This is a genomic window from Candidatus Symbiopectobacterium sp. NZEC135, assembly GCF_025962695.1.
Window position 1 is genome coordinate 1 of the sequence record NZ_JAGFPF010000248.1, and the last position, 2119, is coordinate 2119.

The 2119-nt window shown below is 59.4% G+C and carries 1 pseudogene; it reads right to left on the bottom strand.

Going from position 1 to position 2119, the window contains the following annotated elements:
• A pseudogene (locus J5224_RS25485) lies at positions 1–2119 on the bottom strand (Ig-like domain-containing protein); the annotation flags it as partial.

A 2119-nucleotide genomic window follows, 5' to 3' on the forward strand; every position in this document is an offset into this window, starting at 1 on the left:
CGTTGCCCGGTGAAGGCCCAGGTGCCGCTGGCATCCGGGATCAAATTGACCTCGTTGCCCGCTGCGCCAAGGATGCGCAAATCGTCTTCAGGTTTATCGGTGACCGACAGCGCACGCGCCAAATCGAGCGTGATGCTGTTGGTGCCGGAAGTCCCGAGATCGAAGATTTCGATGTTGTCGATGCTTAATCCCAGCGCAGTGAGATCGAGCGCCAGATGTTCGCCATTCAGTGCCAGCGTATCGGTGCCTGCGCCGCCGTCGATATGCAGCGCGTCCAGTGCGGAAATCTGAAGCAGGTCATCGCCCTCACTGCCGGTCAACGTGTTGCTGTCAGTCGGTGCGATAGCCACGCCGCCGATGCTGTAACTGATCTCGCTCGGCGTGGTGACCGTGGCGCTGGCGCCGGTACTTTGCACCTCGTGCAGGCTGGCAAGCGTCAAGGTGCTGTCGTCATGCGCCGTGCTCGTGTCGTGACTGGTCGCCGCAGTGTGGCTGGTTTCCAGCGAGGCGCCGCTCTCCTCAAGGGCCAGGCTGTGGCTCTCAAGGCTTGCGAGCGTAAGCGGGAGTGAAATACCGGTAGTCAGTCCGGCAGAAACGCCGACGCTGTTACCTGCAATATCCTTGACGGATGCTTCTACCAGCGTGCCGGTCAATACGCCAAGGATGTTAAACACCGTCAGCCCCAGCGTCGCGAGTAGCGAGCTTTCCAACCGTGCGGTCCAACTGCCATCGGCTTGCACCGTGCCGGTCAGGCTAATGCCGTTAAGCACCGAGTTGGTTTTGAGCAGAGAAACGGACACCTGCGCACCCGCTTGCACATTGCGACTTTCGCCGTGAATTGCCAGGCCGTTGGTGATAATACTCAGCGCACTCAGCAGCGTGGTCGGGTCGATACCCAATTGCGGCAGCGCATGCGTTTTCACAATCGCCGTGCCGCTGGCACTTGTGGTGTTGCCATAGCGATCGGTCACTGTGACACCCACGTTCAGGTTGCCATCGAGAATATTGAGCAGGTTCTCCTTCGGTACGCTTACGCTCCAGTTGCCATTGGCGGCAACCGGGACGGTCAGCACCAATCCGCCGACGTTGACGCGGATGCTGCCGCCTACGGCGTTACTGACGGTCCCACTGATGGTTTGATTGACCTGCGCTTCCGTCAGATTGAGATAGCCATCACCGAACAGGGAACCCAACGACAGCGTCGGCAGGTGATGGATACCGATGCCCACGCCAGTACTGATGCTGACATTCTTGCCCGCCGGGTTGGTGAGCGCTACGCCCAGCGTCAGATTACCATCGGTCAGTGCGGTGAGATCGGTGGCGGACAAACCGACCGACCAGGTGCCATCGCTTTGTACCACGGTCGTCAGGGTTCTGCTGCCTAACGTGACGCGCAGCGTTGAACCCGCGGCGTTGGTGGTGGTACCGCTGATGATCGGATTGGTCACCGCCTCCACCGCGTTTAGCAAACCATCGCCGCCAAACAGCGGATTGAGCGTGATGGTCGGTGCGGCATTGATGGCAACCGTTACCAGGCTGTTTTGGCTGATGCTGTTACCTGCGGTATTGGTCAGTTGGGCATTCACGGTGAGAGAGCCGTCTGCCAAGGCTTGCAGATCCGTTGTCGGCAGGTTCAATGACCAACTGCCACCCGCGTTGATGGTGGTGGTGTAGGTTTTTCCTCCGAGCGTTAATGTCAGGGTGGTGCCCGCTGCCGCCTGTGTGGAGGTACCGCTCAGGATTTGTGTGCTGAGCAGATCGTTCAAATCCAGAATGCCATTGCCAAACAGCGGGTTGAAGGTGATGGTTGGCGGCGTGAGTGCCACCGTCAGGCCTGCGCTGGTGCTGTTGCTGTTGCCTGCGCTATCGGTCACCGTTGCGTTGACGGTCAGGTTGCCGTTGACCAAAGATTGCAATTGCGTTGATGACAACGGGATGCTCCACACGCCCCCGGCACCCACGGTGGTGTCCAGTGAGAGTCCACCTATTGTGACCGTTACCTTCGATCCCTCCGCCGCCTTGGTTGTGATACCGCTCAGCGTTTGGCCCAGCGCCGCTTCCGCCACGTTGAGATAGCCATCGCCGCCAAACAGCAAATTAAGGCTGATGGTCGGCAAGT